The organism is Micromonospora sp. CV4 (assembly GCF_003667455.1).
Lineage (GTDB): Bacteria > Actinomycetota > Actinomycetes > Mycobacteriales > Micromonosporaceae > Micromonospora.
The window spans coordinates 1-20,513 of record NZ_RCVI01000317.1 but is presented as its reverse complement, the minus strand read 5'-3'; the positions used below and the strand labels follow the sequence as shown (position 1 = coordinate 20,513).

Here is a 20,513-nt window from a genome sequence, read left to right as displayed (position 1 = left end):
GCTGCTTTGTCGCGCTGCTTTTGTCGCGCTGCGTCGTGGGTGGGGTGGGGCCCGCCGTGCCCGGCTCCGGGCGGTCAGGCTTGATCCCTGCGCCGGGCACGGCGGGCCCCACCCCGTCGATGGTCGCCGTCCGCCGATCCCGTGAGGTCCAGGCAAGCCGGCCCGCCGGGTCCGCCCGATCCCCGGGCCCGCGCGGTCACCGGCCCTCGATTGCCGCCGCCCGGTTGCCGCCTTCCCGATCGCCGGCCCGGCGATCCTGGCCCCCGATCGCCGTCCGCCCGATCGCGGGCCCGCCCGATTGCCCTCCGCCCGATTGCCGATCCGCGCGATCCCTGCTCCCGATTGCCGAACCGCCCGCTCGAGGCCCGCCCGATCCCCAGGCCGCCCGAGTGCCCATCCGCCCGAATGCCGGTGCGCGCGATCCCGGTCCGCGCGATTCGTCGGGTCCGCGCGGTTCGTCGGGTCCGCGCGATCGTGTCGGGCCCCGCCCGATTGCCGCCTGCACGATCCGCGGTGCCGCGGTCCGGCAAGCGGCCGCCGGGCCGGTCCGCAGGAAATGGGGCCTCGGCCGCCCTCGGGGCGGGTCGCTGTAGTGAGCGGTATACCTCTGAGTCATAAATATGCCTCTGAGGTATCGGGCTCGTTGACGACCTCGCCTCGGGATCGCCCGGGGAACGCGTCTTCGGGGTGATCGACTCGATATCGGCGATGTCGCGGTGTCCAGGGCTTGCGGATGCCCCGATATCGGCGATACCGAGTCGATCAACCCGCAAACAGGCCCATCCGACGCTGCGCCGACCCACGAACTCGGTCCGCCTGTCCGGTATGGGGTCGTTTGGCGGTGGCCAGGTGCACCCGGCGGCTGGAATCGTGGCCGGCCCGGGGTCGTTATGCACCCCGACGATCGCAGCACCACCGCCAGGTCAGCCCCACCCCTTCGGGGCTGGGATGACAGCGAGGCCCGGGTTGGAATGCCCGCGGATGCGCGGTCGTTGCAGACCCCCGATCGACCGCGCCAGGAATGCACGGGGTGCGGATGGATGGGCCGGTCCCGGAATGACTTCGGCCCGGCGGTCGTTGGAGACCCGACCGACCGCACCAGCACCCGCTTCCACGAGGTGCCGATGGATGGGCCGATCCCGGAATGGCCCCGGCCCGGCGGTCGTTACACATGGACCCGGCGCCACGAGCCCCGCTTGTCGGCCGCCGACCTTAAGACTTTTCCCCCGTGTATGAGAGCGCCGGACGAGGTGCTTGCACCCTGCGTGCCGTTCCCCCGAACAGGCGCGTGTGGGATGTCTACCCCCGAAGGAGCCAACCCTCATGAACACGATCATTCGTAAGAGCGTGCTGTCCGTTGCTGGTCTGGCGTTCGCCGGTGGTGTGTTCGCCGGTCCGATCGCCGCGCACGCCGCCCCCGCCACCGACGGCAAGCCCGCCGCCGTTGCGGTGCAGACGGTCAAGGCGCAGGGCCCGCAGTCGCACATCGACCTGAACGACGAGCAGACCGCGAACGTCAAGGCGATCATCGCCGCCACGAAGAAGGCCGGTCTGCCGGAGCGGGCTGCGGTGATCTCGATCGCCACGAGTCTGCAGGAGTCGAAGCTGGAGAACCTGGGCCACCTCGGCGACCGCAACGACCACGACTCGCTGGGCCTGTTCCAGCAGCGCCCGAGCTCGGGTTGGGGCACGCCGGAGCAGATCACCGACCCCGAGTACTCCACCACCGCGTTCCTCAAGGGCCTCAAGCAGGTCGACGGCTGGCAGGACATGGCCCTGACCGACGCCGCGCAGACCGTCCAGGTCTCCGCCTACCCCGACGCCTACGCCCAGTGGGAGCAGCAGGCCACCGACCTGGTCGCCCAGCACTGGAACAGCTGACCCACCACACCACAGCACCGCGTGACACCGACTGGCCGGCACCCCGAACCCGGGTGCCGGCCAGCGGCTTGTCTGGATCTGGCGGCAGTTCGCCCCTGGTGAGTGGACCGTCAGACGCGGAAGCCGGCGGCGCGGGCGGCCTCGCGTTCCCGGCGGCGTTCGGAGCGCCGGCGGAGGAACCAGTAGACGAACGCCACCAGGCCGAGCAGGAAGGCGAGCACCAGCACCGGCAGGATGATCGCCACCAGGGAGACCACCACGCTGGTGGCGTCCTCGGCGGTGCTGGCCACCGGCGCACCGAACCCGGCGGTCGTCGCGTTGACGACCGGTCGCGCGGCGGACTTGAGCAGGTGTACGCCGAACGCGAGCAGAACGCCGGTGACCACGGGCACCCACTGGTGCGACGAGAAGAAGCTTCCCGGGTCGGTGACCGTCACCGTCTCCGACGACGATCCCGCGCCGAAGGCCAGGCCGCCGGCAGTGGGTCGGACCACCGTCTGCACCACGTCGTTGATGTGGTCGACCACCGGCACCTTGTCCGCGACCATCTCGACGGCGAGCAGCAGGGCCAGGATGGCGACGACCCAGCCGTTGCCGAGCCACGTCCAGCCGCTGGGCAGGTCGATCAGATCGGTGTAGCGGGCGAGCAGACCAAGGGTGAGCAGGGGTATGTACGCGTTCAGCCCCGCCGAGGCGGCGAGACCGGTACCGGTGAGGACTTCGAGCACCATCTCAGCATCCCATCGACGCGCCAGTGCCGCTCGGTGGTGACCGGTGGGTGCTCGGCTACCCTCGTCGGGTGCGGTTGGTCATTGCGAAGTGCTCGGTGGACTACGTCGGACGGCTCTCGGCTCACCTGCCGCTGGCGACGCGGCTGTTGATGGTGAAGGCGGACGGGTCGGTGTCCATCCATGCCGACGACCGGGCGTACAAGCCGTTGAACTGGATGAGCCCGCCGTGTCGGCTGGAGGAGGCCCCCGGTGTGTGGCGGGTGGTCAACAAGGCCGGCGAGGAGCTGCGGATCACCCTGGAGGAGATCTTCCAGGACACCTCGTACGAGCTGGGGGTCGATCCCGGCCTGCGCAAGGACGGGGTGGAGGCGCACCTCCAGGAGTTGCTGGCGGCCAACCCGAGCGTGTTGGGTGACGGGTACACGCTGGTCCGCCGCGAGTACATGACGGCGATCGGCCCGGTCGACCTGCTCTGCCGGGACGCCAACTCCGCCGCGGTCGCGGTCGAGGTCAAACGGCGCGGTGAGATCGACGGGGTCGAGCAGCTCACCCGTTATCTCGAACTGATGAACCGCGACCCGCTGCTCAGCCCGGTCACCGGGGTCTTCGCCGCTCAGGAGATCAAGCCGCAGGCACGGGTGCTCGCCGCCGACCGGGGCATCCGGTGCGTGGTCGTGGACTACGACAAGCTGCGCGGCATCGAGAAGGACGAGCTGACCCTCTTCTGACCGGCTCAGTCCCCGGTCCGCACCGGGATCAGCGAGTTCGGTTGTCCGACACTCACCTGCCGTACATCACCTTGATGGCTTTGACGAGTCGGGCCAAGTCGGTCGGGGTTCGCTCGAAGGTCATGGACGGCAGCAGCGACCGGGCGCGCCGGCGGGTGATCGCCTTGGCCCGGCCGAACTCGCGTAGCCCGTCTTCGCCGTGGATCCGCCCGAAGCCGGAGTCACCGACCCCGCCGAACGGCAGGGTGGACATCCCGGCGAAGGTGAGGGTGGAGTTGACCGAGGCCATTCCGGAGCGCAACCGTCGGGCGATGGCGACGGCGCGTCGTCGGCCGAAGACCGAACCACCCAGGCCGTACGGCAGCGCGTTGGCCCGGGCGAGGGCCTCGTCGGCGTCGCGGACCCGGTTGATGGTGAGCGTCGGCCCGAAGGTCTCCTCGCGGACGGCGGCCGACTCCTCCGGTACGTCCACCAGCACGGTCGGGTGCACGTACGGCGGCTGCACCGCGCTCGGGCCGCCGAGCACGGCGCGCCCGCCGGAGTTGACCGCGGCCTCGATGTGGCGGCGGATCACGTCGACCTGGCCCGGCATGGTGATCGGGCCGATGTCGGTGCCCTCCGGCCCGACGGTCAGCCGACCCGCGCGGGTCACCACCTTGTCGACGAAGGTGTCGAAGACCTCGTCGACGGCGTACACCCGCTCGATGCCGATGCAGGTCTGGCCAGCGTTGGTCATGCCGCCCCAGACGCAGGCCTCGGCGGCGGCGTCCAGGTCCGCGTCGCTGTCGACGATCATGGCGTCCTTGCCGCCGCCCTCGATGAGCACCGGGGTCAGCGTCTCGGCGCAGGCGGCCATGACCTTGCGGGCGGTGGCGGTGGAGCCGGTGAAGGCGAGCTTGTTCACGCCGGAGCGACACAGCGCCGCACCCACGTCGCCCAGCCCGTGCACGGCGGTGAAGACCGGTTGCTCGGGTACGACCTCGGCGAAGCTGTCCACCAGCCACTGGCCGACCACGGGCGTGTATTCGCTCGGCTTGAGCACGACGGCGTTGCCGGCGGCCAGCGCGTACGCGGCGGAGCCGATCGGGGTGAAGACCGGATAGTTCCACGGGCCGATCACGCCGATCACGCCGAACGGCTGGTATTCGAGGTGCCCGGAGAACTCGGCGAGGATGAGCCGGGACCGCACCCGGCGCGGGCCGAGCACCCGGTTGGCGTTGCGGGCGGCCCAGTCGATGTGCTCGATCGCGGTGACGATCTCGACGATGGCGTCGGCGACCGGCTTGCCACCCTCGACGTGCACCAGCTCGGCGAGCTGCTCGATCCGCTTGGCGAGCAGGGCGCGCCAGCGCAGCAGCCGTTCGCGGCGGGCGGTGAAGCCCAGCCCGGCCCACCACTCGCCCGCGGTGCGGGCGCGGTCGACGGCCCGCCGGACGTCGGCGTCGGTGGCGACCGGGAGGCGCCCGGCCTCGACGCCGGTGGCTGGGCTGGTGGAAACCAGTTGGCCCGCCTCGATGACCGGGTTGCCGGGGATCTGCACAGCCGTCATGGCGGAAGTCTAGACCCGAAGATTACTCGTCGGTAGGCCGCGATTCGGCCCGTCGGGACGGAAGTCGCAGCAGGCCGTCCACTCGTTGATCAGAGCAGGTCAGGCCCTCTGCGTCGGTTTCCGGCCGCCCGAATCGTCGAACGGGAGATGGCCGGGAGGTGGCGAGGAGCTGACCGGCCGGTCGGTATTGACGATTACCGTCTGATGGCAGGCTGACGCGCGGAGTAGTGGTGTGGGGTGGAGGGCTGACTGTCCATGGAGGAACATCCGGAACTGATGCCGCTGTTGACGGTCGCGGGTGGGCCGATGCGCGGAGCGAGCTTTCGCCTGCGGGCCGAGCCGCAGGTGATCGGTCGGGCGCCGACCGGTCACGTCGTTCTCAACGACCCGCACCTGAGCCGGCAGCACGCGGAGGTGTGGCTGGCACCGGAGGGCCCGTCGCTGCGGGACCTGGGCTCGACGAACGGCACCTGGCTCAACGACCGCCGGATCACCGAGGTGGAACGCCTCTCCGACGGCGACGTGATCCGGCTGGGCCGCACCGAGCTGCGCCTGTTCGATCCGGGAGTGGCTCACACCGATCCGGTCGGGCTCAGCTTCGGCCCGTCCCGTCGTGATGTCCGGCCGACGCTGCCGCTGCCACTGGCCACACCGCCCAGCGCACGCCGCTGACCGTCCGCCTGCTCGGCGGGACGGAGCTGACGGGCCACTCGGACCGGACGCCGGCAGGTCGCCGGCGTTTGCGCGCAGGCGAACGGTCGTCCCGTCGCCCGGTCGCCCGGTCGCCCGGTCGTCCCGTCGCCCGGTCGCGTGGGCGAGCGACCCTCCTGGTGGCCGGCCACATCAAGCACTGCCGGCAGGTGGCTGCGGCAGACCTGGATCGCCGTGGACCGGCGTGGCAGCATGCCGCGGGTGGAGACCGAGCAGCGGACCGTGACGGCGAACGGCATCACCCAGGCGGTACGGGTGGCCGGCCCGCCCGACGGCACCCCGGTGCTGCTGATCCACGGCAACTGTTCGTCCGCGCTGTTCTGGGAGCCGTTGGTCCGGCGGCTCCCGCCGACGCTGCGGCTGGTCGCCCCGGACCTGCGCGGTTACGGCGCCTCGGAGACCGCCCCGGTGAACGCGACCCGTGGCCTTCGGGACTTCTCCGACGACGTGGCCGCCCTGCTGGACGACCCGACGCTCTTCGCAGCCGACGCCCGCCCGGTGGTGGTGGGGCACTCCCTCGGCGGGGGCGTGGCGATGCGGCTGCTGGTCGACCATCCGCACCGGGTGGGTGCGCTGCTGCTCGCCGCGCCGGTCTCCCCGTACGGCTTCGGTGGCACCCGCGACCTGGCCGGCAAGCCGACGACGCCCGACTTCGCCGGCACCGGCGCCGGCACGGCGAATCCGGACTTCGTCGCCCGGCTCACCGCCGGTGATCGCGGCACCGACGCCCCGACCAGCCCGCGCGCTGTGCTGCGAGCCACCTATGTGGCCGATCCGGCGTCGCTGGGCGGCGATGAGGACTTGCTGCTCGACAGCCTGCTCTCCACCGCCACGGGGGACGACAACTACCCCGGCACGGCGGCGTCGTCGGAGAACTGGCCGGGCATGGCGCCGGGGGAGCGCGGGGTGCTCAACGCGCTCGCGCCGACCTGGTTCCGGCTCGCCGACGAGCTGGTGGCCGTCGCCGACAAGCCTCCGGTCATCTGGGTACGCGGTGACGCCGACGTGATCGTCTCGGACACCTCGCTGTTCGACCTGGCGTACCTGGGCTCGCTGGGCGCCGTACCCGGCTGGCCGGGCGAGGCGGAGTGCCCGCCGCAGCCGATGGTCGGCCAGACCCGGGCGGTGCTGGAGCGGTACGCGGCGGCCGGCGGCGCGTACCACGAGGTGGTGCTGCCCGGCTGCGGGCACAGCCCGCACCTGGAGCGCCCGGCGGAGTTCGTGGCGGAGCTGCTGGCGCTGACCACCGTCCCGGCCAGCTGAGCGCGCCTGGCGTGGTGGGTGAAATATCCCACGGCGTCTCGACAACGAATCGTCACGTGGCAGACTCGCGCGCAAAGCCTTAGCGGCCGTTCAGTGGCCGTGCGGAGTGTCTGGGGAGGCCGGTCGTGGCGCGCGAGTTCAGCACCGTGGGTGTGGTGGGGCTGGGCACCATGGGTGCCGGCATCGTCGAGGTCTTCGCCCGCAACGGCATCGACGTGGTGGCGGTCGAGATCTCCGAGCCGGCGCTGGAGCGTGGCCGGGTCACCCTCACCGGCTCCACCGACCGGGCGGTGGCCAAGGGCAAACTCGCCCCGGAGGACCGGGACGCGCTGCTCGACCGGGTGCACTTCGCGGTCGGACTGGACGCGTTGCACTCCGTCGACCTGGTCATCGAGGCGGTGCCCGAGCACCTGGACCTCAAGCAGCGGATCTTCGCGGAGCTGGACCGGGTCTGCCGGCCGGAGACCATCCTGGCCACCAACACCTCGTCGCTGAGCGTCACCGAGATCTCGGTGGCCACCACCCGGCCCAACCAGGTGATCGGCATCCACTTCTTCAACCCGGCGCCGGTGATGAAGCTGGTCGAGGTGGTCCGCACCGTGGTCACCGCGCCCGAGGTGGTCGCCGACGTGGAGGCGCTCTGCGCCCGGCTCGGCAAGGTCGACGTCACCATCAACGACCGGGCGGGCTTCATCGCCAACGCGCTGCTCTTCGGCTACCTCAACCACGCCGTCGGCATGTTCGAGTCGCACTACGCGACCCGGGAGGACATCGACGCCGCCATGAAGCTCGGTTGCGGCCTGCCGATGGGTCCGCTGGCGTTGATGGACCTGATCGGTCTGGACACCGCGTACGAGATCCTGGACACCATGTACCGGCGCGGCGGGCGGGACCGCCGGCACGCACCGGTGCCGCTGCTCAAGCAGATGGTGACGGCGGGACTGCTGGGCCGGAAGTCCGGCCGGGGCTTCTACACCTACGAGCGGCCCGGCTCGCCGGTGGTCGTACCCGACGAGGCGACGCCGCTGGCCACGGAGGCGGAGGTCGCCGACGGCGCGCGCGCCATCGCCAAGGTGGGCGTGGTGGGCTCCGGGACGATGGCCACCGGGATCATCGAGGTCTTCGCGAAGGCGGGCTACGAGGTCATCTCGGTGACCCGGGGCGCGGAGAAGTCCGCGACGGTCTGCGAGGCGGTGAAGACCTCGCTGAACAAGGGCGTGGTGCGCGGCAAGCTCGCCGAGGCCGACCGGGACGCCGCGCTGGGCCGGATCAGCTGGTCCGCCACGCTCGACCACCTCGCCGACGTCGACCTGGTGGTCGAGGCCGTGGTCGAGGAGCTGAGTGTGAAGAAGGCGCTCTTCGCCAGCCTCGACGAGATCTGCAAGCCGGGCGTGGTGCTGGCGACCACCACCTCCTCGCTGCCGGTGATCGACGTGGCGATGGCCACCCACCGGCCCGCCGACGTGGTGGGGCTGCACTTCTTCAACCCGGCGCCGATCATGCCGCTGGTGGAGGTGGTCCGCACCATCCGCACCTCCCCGGAGACCACCGCGACCGCCCGGGCGGTCTGCGCCGCGCTGGGCAAGACCGGCGTGGTGTGCGGCGACCGGTCCGGGTTCATCGTCAACGCGCTGCTCTTCCCGTACCTGAACGACGCGGTGAAGATGCTGGAGGCCAGCTACTCCACGGCCGACGACATCGACCACGCGATGAAGCTGGGCTGCGGCTACCCGATGGGCCCGTTCGAGCTGCTGGACGTGGTCGGGCTGGACGTCTCGCTGGCCATTCAGCGGGAGCTGTACCTGGAGCTGCGCGAGCCGGGCTTCGCTCCCGCGCCGCTGTTGGAGCACCTGGTCACCGCCGGCTACCTGGGTCGCAAGACCCGCCGCGGGTTCCGCGACCACTCGCACCGCTGACCGGGTCAACGCCGAAGGGCGCCGACGGCGTCTGCATGGTGTGACCTTCGAGGAGTACGTCGGCAGCCGAGGCCCGGCCCTGGTCCGGCTTGCTCGGCTACTGACCGGTGACGAGCACCGGGCCGAGGACCTCACGCAGGAGGTGCTGGCCCGGGCGTACGTGCAGTGGCGCAGGATCGCCCGGGCCGACCGACCCGACGTGTACGTGCGCCGGATGCTGGTCAACGCCAACATCTCCTGGTGGCGCCGCCGGTCGAACCGGGAACTGGCCACCGACAACTTCGCCGACCGGCCGCACCGTGGGGACGTCGGCGGCGAGGCGGCCGACCGGGACGAGATGTGGCGCCTGGTCCTCGACCTGCCCGACCGCCAGCGCGCGGTGCTCGTGCTGCGCTACTACGAGGACCTGGACGACGCGACGATCGCGCAGATCCTGGACTGCTCGCCGGTCACCGTCCGCACCCACGCGATGCGGGCGCTCGCCAACCTCCGGGAGCGCTGCGGTGCCCCGGCCACGAACGGGAGCCGACCATGATCGACCTCGACGAGCGGATCGTCCGGACGTTGCGGGAGCGCGCCGAGGGACCGGTGGACGCCGACCGGCTGTTGGTCGGCGCGGTGGCCCGGGGACGGACCCGAGTGTGCCGGCGGCGTGCCGCCGCCGGCGCCGCGCTGGGTGTGGTCGCCCTGCTCGGTGTCGGCGTGGCTGCCGGCCCGGTGGACCGCCTGCCCGGCCTGGGCCCCGCGATCGCCCCCGGCCGACCCGGCCCGGCCGGTGCCTCGGTGCCCCTCGTGCCGCCGCGGGTCGACGCTGCTCCGGGCGCGGCGGTCCGGCCCGACCTGATCGGCAAGGACCCGACCCTGCTGCACATCGGCCTCGCCCCGGGCGGACCCCGGTTCCTGTACTGGGAGGTGGGCGGCGGCAAGGAGACCGCGAGGCTCGACGTGGGCGGGTGGACGGTCACGGTCGAGCTGACCTCGGTCGACATGTTGCGCTCGTCGCTCGCTTGGAACATGCCGTCTCTGGTGGGTCCCGCCGCCAACCCCTACGACGGCTCCGTGGTCCACGCCAACGGGCCGGAGGGCGCGCCGGTCTGGCGGCGATACTGGCAGCCGGCGCCCGGCGTGTACGCCGGAGCGAGCGTGACCAGCCCTAATCAGCAGCCGCTGCACGATGTGGCCGCCGCGTTGCGCCTCGATGACGCGTACGGCTGCGCGGGCCCGCTGCGGCTGGATGCCCTGCCGCCCGGTGCCCAGCTCAGCGGCTGCCGGGTGGTGGCGGGCACCTTCCCGGCCGCGTACGCCGTGATGCTGGATGTTTCCGCCGACGAGATGATGATGTGGGTCGAGTTGCAGTACGCCGGCACCAACACGACGGGCCGCCCCACAACGAACCGGACGATCAACGGCAGGCCCGGCTATTTCGACCACCAGCGCGAGCGGCTAGAGCTGCTCGACATTCCTCAGGTCCAGCTGGCCGCCACTCTCATCTCCGATAGGCGGGACTTCACCGAGGCGGAGGCGGGCACCGTGCTCACCGGGGCGCGGGTCGCCGAGCACCTGGACCAGCCCGCGACCTGGTGACCGCCGCCCAGCCTGCCCCGCCCGCCGGACCGTACGCTTGGTCATGTGAGCCCCCGTCGCAACCGTCCCCGCCGGGACGAGAACGCCAACCTGGACGCCGATCGGGTCCGGCAGGGCGTCGCCTCGGTGCAGCAGTGGGCCGACGGCGCCTGGCAGGTACGCGGGATCGGCGCGGGCGCGTCGGTCAAGACGTACCGCTGCCCGGGCTGTGACCAGGAGATCCGGCCCGGGGTGGCGCACCTGGTGGCCTGGCCGGCGGACGGCCTGGGTGACCTGACCGACCGGCGGCACTGGCACAGCGGCTGCTGGCGGGCCCGGGAGCGGCGTGGCCCCGCCGTGCAGCGCGGCCGGGGCGCTCCGCGCCACGGCTGAGCGATCTGGATCACCCTGTTCGCGCCCGGGCGGGCGGCGGCGGTGAGTTCGCGACAGACTTGACGGGTGAGCACACCGATCCGCGCGTCGTCGGTCCTGCCCGGTCGCCGGGAGGACATCGAGTTGCACACCGCCGACGGCCTGCGGCTGGTCGGTGAGCTGGCTCTGCCGGCCGACCGGCCGCCGGTGGCCACCCTGGTCTGCCTGCACCCGCTGCCGACCCACGGCGGAATGATGGACAGCCACGTGTTCCGCAAGGCGGCCTGGCGGCTGCCGGCGCTGGCCGACGTGGCCGTGCTTCGATTCAACACCCGGGGGACCAGCAGCCTGCGCGGCACCAGCGAGGGCACTTTCGACGCGGCCGTCGGCGAGCGCTACGACGTGGCCGCCGCCATCGAGTACGCGGAGTTCGCCGAGCTGCCGAACATCTGGCTGGTCGGCTGGTCGTTCGGCACCGACCTGGCGCTCAAGTACGGCTGCGACCCGGCGGTGGCGGGCGCGATCCTGCTCTCCCCGCCGCTGCGCTTCTCGGCTCCCGAGGACCTGGCCACCTGGGCCGGCTCCGGCCGGCCGCTGGTGGCCCTCGTGCCCGAGTTCGACGACTACCTGCGCCCGGCGGAGGCCCAGGAGCGGTTCGCCGCGGTGCCGCAGGCCGAGGTGGTGGGCGTGCCGAACGCCAAGCACCTCTGGGTCGGCGACGCGGAGACGGTGCTCGACGAGATCGTCCGCCTGGTGAACCCGGCGGTCGCGGTGCCGCTGCCGACGACCTGGGACGGCCCGATGGAGACCGGCGACGTCAGCGCGTACGCGGACCGGACGGTGGCCTCGTTCGCCGACACTCCCGTCCCCGGCCCGCAGGCCCGCAGGGCGGACTGACCCGACCGGCGGTCAGCGGGTCTCCTGGCGGGGCAGCACCACCTCGCGCAGGATCAGTTGCAGCGCGGCCACCGTGGGGATGGCGATCAGCGCGCCGACCACGCCCAGCAGTGCCACCCCGAGCAGCGCGGCCAGCAGGGCGGCCACCTCGTTGACCTCCACCGAGCGCCGCATCACCTTCGGGTAGATCAGGTAGTTCTCCACCTGCTGGTAGATGAGGAAGAAGACCGCGCAGGCGATGCCGGTCGGCAGGTCGGTGGCGAAGCCGACCAGGCTCACGATCACCGCGCCCAGGGTGGCGCCGATCTGCGGAATCAGGTCGGTCACCGCGACCACCACGGCCAGCGCGAAGGGGTACGGCAGCCCGACGATCAGCGCGAAGACGAAGGTGGTCGCACCGGCCAGCACCGCGATGCTGAGCGCCCCGACCATGTACGCGCCGACCTTGGCCAACATCTCGTCGCCGATCAGCTGCACCCGCTCGCGCCGCGACCGGGGCACCAGCGCGTAGGCCAGGGACCGCAGCCGGTTGAAGTACGCCAGGAAGTAGATGGTCAGCACCAGCACGGTCAACGCCCGGAACACCGTGCCGAAGATCAGTTGGGCGCCGCCGAGCACTCCGCCGAGCGCCTGGCCGACCGTGCCCGCGTCGACCGCGCCCTGCACCCGCTCCACCACGTCGTACCGCTCCACCAGGTCGTTGACCGTCGGGTTGCGGCGCAGCTCCTCGATGTAGCTGGGCAGCTGGTCGATGAACTGACCGGACTGGGTCACGATCGGCGGGACCAGCGCCACCACGCCGCCGCAGAGCAGCAGCACCGCGGTCAGCGCCACCACCGCGACCGCCAGGCCGTGGGGCACCCCCCAGCGGCCCAGCCGGGCCACCGCCGGGTAGAGGCCGACCGCCAGGAAGAGCGCGATCACCACCAGCACCAGGATGCCGCCGGCATTGCGAATGCCCAGATAGAGGGTGTACGCCAACAGCACGCCGAGCGCGCCCGTGAAGCCGATCAGGAAGCTGCTGCGCCGCAGTGGACGCCCCGGCGTGCCGAACTTGCCGGACGGGACGGCCGGCGGCTCGTCCGGGTCAACGTCCGGGTCGGGGATCGGCACCGGGCGTGGCGTCTCGGCCGGCGGGGGAGTGGCCGGCGCGGGACCGGGTGTTGCCGGGCCGGGTGTTGCAGGACCGGGTGTTGCGGGACCGGGTGTTGCGGGGCCGGGCGTTGCGTCCGGGTCGTCGGCAGGCGGGCCGTGCTGCGGCACCAGGGACCTCCCGGGTCAGACGGTGGGGCGACGGGCGACGGCGACGAACGCCCGCCAGGCGGCCGGCGCGAACACCAGCACCGGGCCGTTCGGATCCTTGCTGTCCCGCACGCCCACCACCCCCGGCAGATTGTCCGCCACCTCGACGCACTCGCTGTTACCGCTGCGAGTGGAGGTGCGCCAGACCGCGCCAGTCAGGTGCATGAGTCCATCGCTTCCTTCATGAGGTCAATCGAGTGGCGGCGGGAAAACGCCTCGTTCCGGACCGTCTCCCATCGTGAGAGCAGCGTAGCTACGTCACCATCTCCGTCAACCACGACGCCAGCAAGCTGATTCTCAAGGTTGCCGACCCACCCACCATCCGCCCCGCGCGCGAGCGTGAACGGTCCGGACATGCCGACGTGAAGCCCGACCTCGGCGGGAATGACATGCACGCTGACCTGCGAGCGCTGGGCGCATGCGATCAGATGGGTGAGCTGTTCGAACATGAGCCCGCGCATGTGCTCGGCAGCATGCCGCACCGCATGTTCGTCGACGACGGCGATCAGCTGCGGTGGGTCAGGCTGCGTGAGGATCGCCTGTCGATCCAGTCGGGCGTGGACGCGACGCTCCACCTCGTCGTCGCTGAGCAGGTCGTCGCAGCGGATGACCGCGCGGGCGTAGTTCTCCGTCTGGAGCAGGCCGGGGATCAGCGTGGGCTGGAAGCAGCGCAACTGGCGGGCGCTGCGCTCGGCGTCCAGCCAGGGCCGGAACCAGCTCGGCTGGCCGTCCCGCTCGGCGAGCTTGAGCAGGTGGACCAGCAGACCACCGGTGGTCAGCACCTCGTCGGCGCGGGCAAGGAAGAGCCGGTCCAGCGGACGCTGACCCAGCTCCAACGCGGACACCATCGAGCCGGAGTAGTGCACCAGCCGGCCGAACTCCTCCTGGCTCATCCCGGCGGCAATTCGCAGTCGGCGCAGTTGAGCGCGGATCAAGTCGGCCGTCGGCGCGGCGTCGCCTTCCACAGTGCCTCCGCAGGTCGCAGGTCGTCTCCACCGGCCCGCCCGGCGGGCCACGCCACCAACGCACTCGCGCCTCCGGTGGCGCCGACGCCTTCCGACCGTAGCGGTGTGATCAGCAGACTGTCACGTACCGGATCTGCTGTGGTCTCCGGTCCCCAGCGCGCCGGGCCCGCCGTCGCCCGGCGGCGCGCGTCCCGTGCCCCAGCCGAGGAGGTACCCCGTTGTCCAGCTCCAGCCCTGCCGGCCGCCTCCGACGTTCCCTGACCGCCGGGTCGGCGCCGAGGTCGTCCGCTGGCTGCCCGCCGGAATCCGGCCGGCCTCGCCCCGCGCGTACGCCGGTGTCCGGGCTACCGCAGCCGCGGCTCGGGCCGTACCCCGCGCATCCTCGACCCTGCGGTGACCGGACGCCGCACACTCCGCTGCGGCCGATGTGGTGCTGCCGGGCCGATGGCCGGCCGTGGCCTTGCGCGGAGGCCCGGTTGCTGCTCAAGGCGGAGTTCGACGCGGATCCGGCGGCCCTGACGATCTACCTGGCCGGGCTCTATCACGAGGCGGCACACGACCTGTACCAGCTCAACCCCTACGACGGGCCGACGCCACGGGAGCTGTTCGAACGCTTCGTGGCGTGGGGCCCGTTCCGCCGTTCGGTCATCGACCCGCCCGCCACCGGTCCCTGAGCTGGCGCCCGGCACGCAGATCTTGGACAGTTTCCGTTCACGGGCAACGGAAACTGTCCAAGATTGCCGTGACTCGCGCGCGAGCGCGGGGTGTCGCCGGCCCGGTCAGTCCTTCTCGACGGTGACCTTGCTGGGCTTGGCGCTGCGCTCGTCGGTGGTCGGCTTGGTGGGGCGCTTGCCGTTCTCGCCGGTGCTGGTGATCTTGGTCGGCTTGGCGCCGCGACCGCCCTCGCCCGGGACAGCGGCCACCGTCGGCTCGCCGTCCACCCCGGCGCTGGCCGCGCCACCGTCGACAGTCGTCACCGGCTCGGCCACCGGCCGGGCGATGGTCTGCCCGGAGTCCTTCGCCGGCTCATCCCCGGCGTCGTCCGGCTGCCCGGCGTCGGCGGGCTGTGCGGCGTCGGCGGGCCGCTTGCCGTCGGCGGGCTGCCTGACCTCGGCGGGCGTGGCGTTGGCGGGCTGCTTGGCGTTATCCGGCTGCCCGGCGTTGGCGGGACGCTTGGCGTTGGCGGGCTGCCCGACCTCGGCGGGGTCGGCGTTGGCGGGCTGCTTGGCGTCGGCGGGCGTGGCATCGGCGGGGTCAGCCTTGATCCCGTTGGCCGGGCCGGCCCCTGCTCCGGCGGCTGCCACCCCGCTCGCCGCCTTGGCGGCACCTGCTCCGGCTTGCGCGCCGCTCGCCGCCTTGGCGGCACCTGCTCCGGCTGCCGCCCCGCTCGCCGTTGTAGCGGCCCCGGCTTGCGCCGCCGCGGCCTTCGCCGTCGTGGTGGCACCGGTGCCGGCGGCCACGCCGTTCGTCGCCCCGGCGGGGGCGGCCTCGGTGGCCGGGCCGTCGCCGGCGACCGGAACGGTGGCGCTCTGCAACCGCAGCTCGGCCACCTGCCGCTGGAGCTCGTCGGACTCCTGCCGGGACTTCCAGGTCTCCTGTCGCAGGTCGGCGAGCTGCTGCTGGGCCTGGGCGATCTCCAGCATCACCTGGGCGAGCTGCTGCCGGCCGGCCGCCGCCTCCTGCTGGGTCGCCGCCAGATGCTGCTGGGTGGTGGCCAGGTGCTGCTGGGTGGTGGCCGCGTACTCCTCGAACTGGCGGCGGGAGGCCGCGACGTGCTCGTCCGCCGTGCGGCGCTTGTCGCCCGCCTCGGTCTCGGCCCGGCTCAGCAGCTCGGCGGCCTCCTCCTCGGCCCGCAGGCGCATGGTCAGCGCGTCCTGCTCCGCCGCCTCGCGGACCGCGGCGGCGCCCTGCTCGATCTCGTTCTTGCGGGAGGTGTACTCGGTCTCCAGCTCGTTCTTGCGGCTGGTGTACTCGGTCTCCAACTGGTCGCGGCGCGTGGTGAAGGTGGTTTCCAGTTCCTGCTGACGACCGCTGAAGGTGGTCTCCAGCTCCTGCTGACGACTCGTGAACCCGGCCTCCAGCTCGTGCAGGCGGGACTTGTACTGCTTTTCCAGCTCGTCGCGGCGCTTGGCGAACTCCTGCTCGGCGGCGGACCGCCGCTGGGCCAGCTCCCGGTCGGCCGTCTCCCGTCGGGAGTTGACCTCCTGTTCCACCCCGGCCCGCCAGGCGCCCAGCTCCTGCTGGGTCTGCGCCCGCGCGTGCTGCACGTACGCCTCGGTCTCGCTGCGCATCCGCTGCACGTACGACTCGGTCTCGGTCCGGCTGCGCTTGGCCGACTCGGTGGCCTGCGTGACCAGCCGTTCCGCCTCCTGCTGGGCCTTCGCCCGGGTGGCCCGCCCGGCCATCGACGCGTCGTCGATGACCTGCTTGGCCTCCCGCTGCGCCTTGGCGTGGGTGGCCCGGCCGGCCTCGGTCGCGCTGTCGGTGAGCCGCTTGGCCTCCTGGAGGGCCTTGGCGTGCACCTCCTTGGCGGCCTCGCGCAGCTCGCCGGCCTCCTGCCGGGCGGTGGCCAGCGCCTCGCGGGCCGTCTCGCGCAGCTTTGTGGACTCCTGCTGGGCCCGGGTGTGGATCTCCTTGGCGGTGTCCCGCAGCTGGGTGGCCTCCTGCTGGGCCTTCGTCAGCGCGTCCTGCGCCGTCTTGCGCAGCTTCGCCGACTCGTCCTTGGCCGCCCGCAGGGTCGACTCCGCCTCGGTGCGTAGGGCGGCGCTGTGCCGCTCCTCCTCCGCACGCCGCGCGGCGAGGGCGATCTCGAAGTCCTTCAATGCCCGGGCGGCCTGCTCGCGGGCCTCCTCGATGATGTGCTCGGCGGCGGCGCGACGGGCCTCGATCTCCTCGTTGGCCGCGGACAGAATCTGCTCCGCCTGCTCCTCGGCGAGGGTGAGGATCGACTCGACCCGGGGGCCGAGGTGCCGGAACGAGGCGCGGTCCACCACGTTCATCTGCTTGCGCACTTGGGCGAGGTCCCGTTGGAGCACCTCGACCTGACCGGCGAGCTTGTGGATCTGTGTGTACGCCTGTTCCCGTTCGGCGGCGAGGGTCGCGATCTCGTGCTCGGCACGCGCCACGTACCGGTCGACCTGTCGTTTCTCGTAACCCCGCAGAGCGGACTCGAAGCTGGGCTCCGTGGTCACGTCCCCGCCGAGTGCGAACAGTTCCTCGCCGTGCGACATGCCCCCATCCTCACACGCATCGGGCCCTGCTGGGGCGATACGGACGGCCCATGTGGGACCTACTTCACTTGGTTCGCAGAACGGGATGTCAAGGGGTGGGAAACGCATACGGCGCGAGGTAACACCGGTCACCCGGTGTCACCTCGCGCCGTCGATGCCCCGACCTGACGCCTCGCGTCAGCCGGCGGTCTCCGCGGTCACCCGCTCCTGACCGCCGTCGGCCTTCTTGGCTTCCGGCTTGGCCTCCGCCTTCGCCGGAACACCGGGGACGATGCCGGCGAGCCCGGAGAGCATCTGACCGAGCTGCGAGGTGACCGCGTCCTTCTGCCGGGTGAGGTCCTCGACCTCGCGGCGGGCGGCCTGGGTGGTCAGCTCCGCCTCGGTGCGGGCCTCGGTGAGCAGGCGCTGCGACTCGGCCTTGGCCTCGTTGAGCGTCTTCTCGGAGAGCGCCTTGGCCTTGTCGATCGTCTCGTTGGCGCTGCGCTCCGACTCGACCCGACGGGCCTCGGCGCGCTGCTCGATCTCCTTGGCGCGCTCCTGCGCGGCCCGGGCCCGCTGCTCGGCCTCGCTGACCATCTTCTGGGTCTGCGCCACCTGGGCGGCGTGCCGCTCGGACTCCTCGCGCTCGGACTTCTCGCGCCGCTCGGCCAGCTGGAGCTCCAGCGCCTGGAGGTCCTTGTCGCGCTTGTCCCGCGCGTCGGTGAGCAGCTTGGTCGCCTCGGCGCGCTTCTCCTCGGCCTCACGGGCCGCCTTGGCCCGCTGCTGGGTGATCTCGCGCTCGGCGGTGGCCCGGAGGGTGGCCACCTCCCGCTCCACGGTCGACTTCAGCTCGGCCACCTCGTGCGCCGTGACGGTACGCAGCTGCTTGGTCTCGCGGTCGGCGTCGGCGCGCAGCGTGTCGGCCTCGCGGCGGGCCTGCACCCGGACCTCGGCGGCCTCGCGCTCGGCGGCGGTGCGCAGGTTGCCGGCGTCGCGCTCGGCGCTGGCCTTCATCGCGGCGGCTTCGGCGCGGGCCTTGTCGGTGATCTCACGAGCCTCGAGGCGGGCGGCGGAGAGGATGCCCTCCGACTCGCGCTTGGCCTCGTTGCGGTGGTCGTTGGCCTGCTCCTCGGCGAGCCGGAGGATCTGCTCGACGCGGGTGCCGAGCCCGGAGAGGGTGGGCCGGCTGTTCTCTTCGAGCTGCTTGTTCGTGTCGGTGAGCTTCTGCTCCAGCGCACTCATGCGCTGTTCGGCTTGGCGGAGCCGACGCTGGGCGTCGTTCATCCGCTGCTCGGCCTCGGCACGGGCCTGCTCGGACTGGGTCAGCGCGGCGGTCATCCGGCCGATGAAGTCGTCGACCTGGTGGGTGTTGTATCCGCGCAGGCCAACGGTGAAATCTGGCTGCGAGTTCGCGTTATCGAAGAACGCGAGAGGGGAGGACTGCTGCTGGGGCATTGGGACATACTGGCAGACGCCCCAGGGTGCTTCGCAAGAGCGGTGCGCAGCTTTCGTGTCCTCTTTACATGGTCAACTTCCGTGCTCGGCGAGGCCGGACCAATGGGCGATCTTGGCAGGTCCCGGGCGGGTCGGACGCCACGCAGCGTGACGCGGAAAAGGGCCACGGGACGCGCCCGTGGCCCTTTGTTCGATCCGGGTGGGTATCCCGCTAATGGCGATGGAAGAACAATGGCCCGTTCACCGCATTGGCCGTCCGGTGCTCGTCCGTCCGGCCGATGGCCCGGTCAGTGCCCCCGGAAGCGGTTGATCGCGTCCTCGTGCCGGGCCCGCAGCTCGCCGTCGCGCACGCCCAGCCCGTCGGCGGGAGCGAGGCAGCGCACCCCGACCTTGCCCTGGTGGGCGTTGCGGTGCACGTCGTACGCGGCCTGCCCGGTCAGCTCCAGCGGGTAGGTGCGGGACACCGTCGGGTGCACCTTGCCGAGCGCGACCAGGCGGTTGGCCTGCCACGCCTCGTGGTAGTTGGCGAAGTGGCTGCCGACGATCCGCTTGAGGTGCATCCACAGGTAGCGGTTGTCGTACTGGTGCTGGAAGCCGCTGGTGGAGGCGCAGGTGACGATGGTGCCGCCACGCCGGGCCACGTAGACGCTCGCGCCGAAGGTCTCCCGGCCGGGGTGCTCGAAGACGATGTCCGGGTCCTCGCCTCCGGTCAGCTCGCGGATCCGCTCGCCGAAGCGCTTCCACTCGTCCGGGTCCTGGGTCTCCTCGTCCTTCCAGAACCGGAAGCCCTCCGCCGCCCGGTCGATGACCAGGTCCGCGCCCATCCGGCGGCACAGCTCGGCCTTCTCCGGCGAGGAGACGACGCAGATTGGGATCGCGCCGCCGTTCAGCGCCATCTGGGTGGCGTACCCGCCGAGGCCGCCGGAGGCGCCCCAGATCAGCACCACGTCGCCCTGCTTCATGTTGGCCCCGTGGTGCGAGACGAGCTGCCGGTACGCGGTGGAGTTGACCAGCCCCGGGCTGGCGGCCTCCTCCCAGCTCAGGTGCCGCGGCTTGGGCATCAGCTGGTTGGCCTTGACCACGCACAGCTCGGCGAGGCCGCCGAAGTTGGTCTCGAAGCCCCAGATCCGCTGCTGCGGGTCGAGCATGGTGTCGTCGTGCCCGGCCGCGTCCTCCAGCTCGACGGAGAGGCAGTGCGCGACCACCTCGTCGCCGGCGGCCCAGCGGGTCACCCCGGGGCCGGTGCGCAGCACCACGCCGGCGGCGTCCGAGCCGACCACGTGGTACGGCAGGTCGTGCCGGCGGGTCAGCTCGGAGAGCCGGCCGTAGCGCTGGAGGAACTTGAAGGTGGGCAGCGGCTCGAAGATGCTGGTCCACACCGTGTTGTAGTTGATCGCGCTCGCCATCACCGCGACCAGCGCCTCGCCGGGGCCGAGCTCCGGCGTCGGCACCTCCTGCACGTGCAGCGCCTTGCGGGGGTCCTTGTCCCGGGTGGCCATGCCGTCGAACATCCGGGCCTCTTCGGCGCGGACGACCACGCCCCGGTAGCTCTCCGGAACGGGCAGCCCGCCGACGCCGGCGAGCTCGCGGTCCGGATCGCTCGATTCCTCCGCCGCCATGATCGCTTCGAGGATGTCCTGCACGGTGACCTCCGGTTCGTCCCGCACCCGAACGGGCCCGGGTGCTGCCATCGTCGGCGCCGGTGGACGCGACCGCCATGTCGGCATTCGACACATCCGGCACCGGTCGCGCTCCTGTGGGCCGGGACGTTACTGAACGGTAGCTAAAGCCGGAAGTCCTCTGTGAAAAACTGCATCCGCCGATGCGTGAAGCTGTCCGACCACCCCACCAACCGCGCACTGACGTGCTCGCGGGACCCGCCCTGGGGCGCGTCACACCCGGTCGCTGCCGCGAGGGAACCGTGGCGTGGCGGCGGCGATGCGGAGGCGGAGGCGCCAGGCGGCGGAGGCG

The 20,513-nt window shown here is 71.9% G+C and carries 18 protein-coding genes; 10 read left to right on the top strand and 8 right to left on the bottom strand.

The genetic code is table 11. From position 1 onward, the window contains the following. Positions 1-1,323: 1,323 nt before the first annotated feature. A complete protein-coding gene (locus tag EAD98_RS22535; RefSeq protein ID WP_121656006.1) occupies positions 1,324-1,881 on the top strand; it encodes a hypothetical protein in 558 nt (185 codons plus the stop codon). A gap of 110 nt (positions 1,882-1,991) precedes the next feature. Here the strand turns inward: EAD98_RS22535 and EAD98_RS22530 are convergent, their stop codons facing one another. Beyond that, positions 1,992-2,609: a DUF4126 domain-containing protein gene (locus EAD98_RS22530; protein ID WP_121656011.1), complete on the bottom strand. Its 618-nt coding sequence runs from the start codon at positions 2,607-2,609 to the stop codon at positions 1,992-1,994. Positions 2,610-2,680: 71 nt separating this feature from the next. On the opposite strand from EAD98_RS22530, the gene nucS reads away from it, so the two are divergent. Beyond that, positions 2,681-3,340 (top strand): endonuclease NucS, encoded by a 660-nt coding sequence (nucS, locus tag EAD98_RS22525; protein WP_121656010.1) that lies wholly within the window; start codon positions 2,681-2,683, stop codon positions 3,338-3,340. Between the two features lie 52 nt (positions 3,341-3,392). On the opposite strand, the gene EAD98_RS22520 is transcribed toward nucS, so the two are convergent. After that, the gene (locus EAD98_RS22520; protein ID WP_121656005.1) at positions 3,393-4,889 is read right to left on the bottom strand and encodes an aldehyde dehydrogenase family protein; all 1,497 of its coding nucleotides are present in this window, start codon (positions 4,887-4,889) and stop codon (positions 3,393-3,395) included. Positions 4,890-5,144: 255 nt separating this feature from the next. Between EAD98_RS22520 and EAD98_RS22515 the strand changes: the two genes are divergently transcribed. The 7 genes from EAD98_RS22515 (at position 5,145) to EAD98_RS22485 (ending at position 11,611) form a co-directional block, all read left to right on the top strand. After that, the gene (locus tag EAD98_RS22515) at positions 5,145-5,561 is read left to right on the top strand and encodes an FHA domain-containing protein (protein ID WP_121656004.1); all 417 of its coding nucleotides are present in this window, start codon (positions 5,145-5,147) and stop codon (positions 5,559-5,561) included. A 231-nt stretch (positions 5,562-5,792) separates the two neighbouring features. After that, positions 5,793-6,863 carry an alpha/beta fold hydrolase gene (locus tag EAD98_RS22510; RefSeq protein WP_199723504.1) on the top strand — a complete coding sequence of 357 codons (1,071 nt, stop codon included), beginning with the start codon at positions 5,793-5,795 and terminating at the stop codon, positions 6,861-6,863. Between the two features lie 125 nt (positions 6,864-6,988). Beyond that, entirely contained in the window at positions 6,989-8,779 is a 1,791-nt protein-coding gene (locus EAD98_RS22505) for a 3-hydroxyacyl-CoA dehydrogenase family protein (RefSeq protein ID WP_121656003.1), read from the top strand. Between the two features lie 40 nt (positions 8,780-8,819). Then, positions 8,820-9,314 (top strand): SigE family RNA polymerase sigma factor, encoded by a 495-nt coding sequence (locus tag EAD98_RS22500; RefSeq protein WP_121656002.1) that lies wholly within the window; start codon positions 8,820-8,822, stop codon positions 9,312-9,314. Next, positions 9,311-10,363 carry a hypothetical protein gene (locus tag EAD98_RS22495; protein WP_121656001.1) on the top strand — a complete coding sequence of 351 codons (1,053 nt, stop codon included), beginning with the start codon at positions 9,311-9,313 and terminating at the stop codon, positions 10,361-10,363. Before EAD98_RS22500 ends, EAD98_RS22495 begins: the two co-directional genes overlap by 4 nt. A 45-nt stretch (positions 10,364-10,408) precedes the next feature. After that, the gene (locus EAD98_RS22490) at positions 10,409-10,735 is read left to right on the top strand and encodes a hypothetical protein (RefSeq protein ID WP_121656000.1); all 327 of its coding nucleotides are present in this window, start codon (positions 10,409-10,411) and stop codon (positions 10,733-10,735) included. Positions 10,736-10,801: 66 nt separating this feature from the next. Beyond that, on the top strand, positions 10,802-11,611 hold the full coding sequence (locus tag EAD98_RS22485; RefSeq protein WP_121655999.1) for an alpha/beta hydrolase: 810 nt from the start codon (positions 10,802-10,804) through the stop codon (positions 11,609-11,611). Positions 11,612-11,623: 12 nt separating this feature from the next. Here the strand turns inward: EAD98_RS22485 and EAD98_RS22480 are convergent, their stop codons facing one another. The 3 genes from EAD98_RS22480 to EAD98_RS22470 form a co-directional block, all read right to left on the bottom strand. After that, on the bottom strand, positions 11,624-12,718 hold the full coding sequence (locus tag EAD98_RS22480) for an AI-2E family transporter (RefSeq protein WP_121656008.1): 1,095 nt from the start codon (positions 12,716-12,718) through the stop codon (positions 11,624-11,626). A 171-nt stretch (positions 12,719-12,889) separates the two neighbouring features. Next, positions 12,890-13,078, bottom strand: a complete 189-nt coding sequence (locus tag EAD98_RS22475; RefSeq protein WP_121655998.1) for a DUF397 domain-containing protein — start codon at positions 13,076-13,078, stop codon at positions 12,890-12,892. Next, positions 13,069-13,878 carry a helix-turn-helix transcriptional regulator gene (locus EAD98_RS22470; RefSeq protein WP_121655997.1) on the bottom strand — a complete coding sequence of 270 codons (810 nt, stop codon included), beginning with the start codon at positions 13,876-13,878 and terminating at the stop codon, positions 13,069-13,071. The genes EAD98_RS22475 and EAD98_RS22470 overlap by 10 nt, the downstream gene beginning before the upstream one ends. Positions 13,879-14,213: 335 nt before the next feature. On the opposite strand from EAD98_RS22470, the gene EAD98_RS22465 reads away from it, so the two are divergent. Further along, complete coding sequence (locus EAD98_RS22465) at positions 14,214-14,552, top strand: hypothetical protein (protein ID WP_121655996.1); 339 nt, start codon at positions 14,214-14,216, stop codon at positions 14,550-14,552. A 105-nt stretch (positions 14,553-14,657) separates the two neighbouring features. Here EAD98_RS22465 and EAD98_RS22460 read toward each other — a convergent pair whose 3' ends face one another. From EAD98_RS22460 to ccrA, 3 genes are all read right to left on the bottom strand, one after another. Continuing rightward, positions 14,658-17,108 carry a hypothetical protein gene (locus EAD98_RS22460; protein ID WP_121655995.1) on the bottom strand — a complete coding sequence of 817 codons (2,451 nt, stop codon included), beginning with the start codon at positions 17,106-17,108 and terminating at the stop codon, positions 14,658-14,660. 177 nt (positions 17,109-17,285) lie between these two features. Next, positions 17,286-18,542, bottom strand: a complete 1,257-nt coding sequence (locus tag EAD98_RS22455; RefSeq protein WP_121655994.1) for a cell division protein DivIVA — start codon at positions 18,540-18,542, stop codon at positions 17,286-17,288. A 287-nt stretch (positions 18,543-18,829) separates the two neighbouring features. After that, positions 18,830-20,185, bottom strand: a complete 1,356-nt coding sequence (gene ccrA, locus EAD98_RS22450; RefSeq protein WP_121656007.1) for a crotonyl-CoA carboxylase/reductase — start codon at positions 20,183-20,185, stop codon at positions 18,830-18,832. Positions 20,186-20,513: the final 328 nt, after the last annotated feature.